We start from the raw sequence: 3,318 nt of genomic DNA, 5'->3' as shown, positions 1-3,318 counted from the left end.
CGGGCCGAGACCGCCGTGGCCTGTGGCCGGCGGGCCCGGGCCGCCGCCGCGGGGGCACGTGGCGCGCGGGTCCGGACCGCCGCCGCCCGGCGCGGGCCGCTGCGCGCCGCGCTCGCCGCCGCGCTGGCGCTGGCCGCCGCGCTCGGCACCGCCCCGGACGCCGCCCACGCCGCCGCACCACCGCCCGCCCCGCAGGCGCCACCCGTCAAGCAGCCGGTGGCCGTCGGCTACGGCGGCGCGGTGGCCAGCGTGGACGCCGACGCGTCGGCCGCGGGCATCGAGGTGCTGCGGAGCGGCGGGAACGCGGTCGACGCGGCCGTCGCCACCGCCGCCGCGCTCGGCGTCACCGAGCCGTACTCGGCGGGCGTCGGCGGCGGCGGGTACCTCGTCTACTACGACGCGAAGCGGCGACGCGTCAGCACGCTCGACGGCCGCGAGACCGCGCCGCTGAGCGCGGGCCCGGACCTGTTCCTCGGCGCGGACGGCAGGCCGCTCCCCGCCGACGAGGCCGCCACCAGCGGCCTGAGCGTCGGCACCCCCGGCACCCCGGCCACCTGGGAGGCGGCCCTTGACGCCTGGGGCAGCCGCCCGCTGGCCGACGTGCTGGCGCCCGCCGAGCACCTGGCGCGCGAGGGCTTCACCGTCGACGCCACCTTCCGGCAGCAGACCGCCGACAACCGGGACCGGTTCGCCGCCTTCCCGGCCAGCGCGCGCCTGTTCCTGCCCGGCGGCGAGCCGCCCGCCGTCGGCTCCACCTTCACCAACCCCGACCTGGCCCACACCTACGCGCTGCTCGCCGCGCAGGGCGCGGGCGCCGTCTACCGGGGCGCGCTGGGCCGCGACATCGTGCGCACCGTGCGCCGTCCGCCCGTCGACCCCCGCGCACGGCGTGTCGTACGGCCCGGCGACCTGACCGCGCGCGACCTGGCGGCGTACGCGGTGAAGCGGCAGGCGCCGGTCCGCGTCTCCTACCGCGGCCTGGACGTGTACGGCATGGCGCCGTCCTCCTCGGGCGGCACGACCGTCGGCGAGGCGCTGAACATCCTTGAGGGGCGCGACCTGGCGCGCCTCGACGAGCGCGACTACCTGCACCGCTTCCTGGAGGCCAGCCGCCTGGCGTTCGCCGACCGCAACCGCTGGGTCGGCGACCCGGCCTTCGAGGACGTGCCGACCGCGGGCCTGCTCGACCAGCGCTTCGCCGACTCACGCGCGTGCCTGATCCGCGACGGCGCCGCGCTGGCCAGCCCGGTCCCACCCGGCGACCCGGCCGCCCCGGCCGGCTGCCCCCCGGCGGCGGGCCCGGCCGCGCCCACCCCGTACGAGGGCGAGAGCACCACGCACCTGACGGTCGCCGACAGGTGGGGCAACGTCGTCGCCTACACCCTGACCATCCAGCAGACGGGCGGCAGCGGCATCACCGTGCCCGGCCGCGGCTTCCTGCTGAACAACGAGCTGACCGACTTCTCCTTCACGCCCGTCGACCCGGCCACGCACGACCCGAACCTGCCGGGGCCGGGCAAGCGGCCGCGCTCGTCCATGGCACCGACCGTCGTGCTGCACTGCGGCAGGCCGGTGCTGGCGCTCGGCTCGCCGGGCGGCGCGACCATCATCACCACCGTCGTGCAGACGCTGCTCGGCCACCTGGACCGGGGCCTGCCGCTGGTCGACGCGATCGCCGCGCCACGCGCCAGCCAGCGCAACGCCGCGCGCACCGACCTGGAGCCGGGGCTGTGGGACAGCCCGCTGCGCGCCCGGCTGGAGGCGCTGGGCCACTCCTTCCGGCCGGTAGCCGAGATCGGCGCGGCCACCGGCGTGCAGCGGCTGCCGGACGGGCGGTGGCTGGCGGCCGCCGAGCGGGTACGGCGCGGCGGCGGCTCCGCGATGGTGGTGCGCCCGGCGGGCACCGCCCCACCGCGCACGCCGGGCGGGTAACCCGCGCGTCAGGCCGGCCGCCGCTTCCCCGGCGGTCGGCGTCGGCCGCACCGCGCGGGTCACCGGCCCGCGCGGTCGGCCGGTGTGCGCGGCCTCGCTCCGCCGCCATCCGCGCCAGAATCTCGGCGGCCTCGGCGAACACCCGGCGCCCGCCCGCGTCGAGGCGCTGGGTGAGGGGCCCCGCGGCCGGTCCTCCCTCGCCCCCCGTACGGCCTGGATCGATGCCGCGGTCGGCGCCGGGGAGTGAGAGCACCACCTGCCGCCCGTCGGCCGGGCGCGGGGCGCGGGCCACCAGGCCCCGCCTCTCCGGCGCCGCCGGAACCGTCCCCATCGACCGCGGGCCGACCAGTCCGGCGCGGGCCAGGACGGCTGTGGTCGCGAGAGGCCCTCGGTGTCCAGGAGGAGCGGAACGGCGCGCCGGGAGGGCATGGGGGCGCTCTCCGCGGAGCCGCGCGCATCCGGCGCGCCGATTGCCCGACGACGCGGTGAGATCGGCGGCGGGGTGCCCGGGGCGGCTCTTCTCCTGGCCGGACATGGATCCATCGGCCAATGTCCGCAGACGAACTCGCCCGTTTGCCTGTCCTTTTGACGGCCGGAAAAGTGGACGTAGCAGTTCGGTAACCGGTTGCGTAACACGCAGGGTGTCGAATGCGTGCCGACTGGATGTGCTTCGGCCCGCCGCGAGAGAGGTGGATGGATGGAGCACGGACAACTCCCGGATCCGGTGGAGGAGTTCGCGCGGTTCCTGCGAGCGCTGACGGGGCGGCTCGACCCCACCGCCGGTTGGTACGGCGTGTTCGCGCAGCGCGACCCCGACGGCATGCGGGCCTGCCTGGGCGGCCAGGAGGTGCCGCCCTGGGACGTGGTGCAGGCCCTGCTCCAGGACTTCTCCGCCCTCTGCGGCCACACCGCGGCCCAGGACGCCGCCGTCCGCGCGGCCGACCTCTACCGCGCGTCGGTCAGCGCCTACGACGCCGCGGGCGACGCGGCCACCCTGCGCGGGCGGCTCGACGTGATGCTCGGCGAGCGCACGTACGCGGCCACGCGGGAGCGCCACCTGCGGCAGGCGCTGCTCGCCGCCGCCGACGCGGCCGTGCGCGAACGGCTCGCCGCCGACCTCGCCTGGGCCCACGACGACTGGGAGCGGGCCACGGCGCGCTGCGACGAACTGCGCACCCGTCTGTCCGCCCTGGACCGGCGCCGGGCGGCGGGCCGGCCCGGGCCCGTCCCGTACGTCCCCGCCCAGCCCGGGCCCGGACCGGCGGACGACGGTCGGCGCGGGCCCGGGCAGACGCTGCCGCGCCAGGCCGGACTCGGGCCGGGCGCGCCCGGGGAGGCCGCGCAGGCCGGGTCCGATCCGGCCGTACGGGCCCGGCCCGGCCCCGT

1 protein-coding gene and 1 pseudogene are annotated in these 3,318 nt (G+C 78.7%); both read left to right on the top strand.

Annotated elements, in window-relative coordinates:
- Positions 1-99 precede the first annotated feature (99 nt).
- Complete coding sequence (gene ggt, locus RKE29_RS28835; RefSeq protein ID WP_312008652.1) at positions 100-1,932, top strand: gamma-glutamyltransferase; 1,833 nt, start codon at positions 100-102, stop codon at positions 1,930-1,932.
- Between the two features lie 697 nt (positions 1,933-2,629).
- A pseudogene (locus tag RKE29_RS28830) lies at positions 2,630-3,318 on the top strand (hypothetical protein); the annotation flags it as partial.

Origin of the sequence: Streptomyces sp. B1866, assembly GCF_031932565.1 — a bacterium.
Lineage (GTDB): Bacteria > Actinomycetota > Actinomycetes > Streptomycetales > Streptomycetaceae > Streptomyces.
The sequence above is the reverse complement of the archived record's forward strand: the minus strand, read 5'-3'. Positions and strand labels throughout refer to the sequence as shown.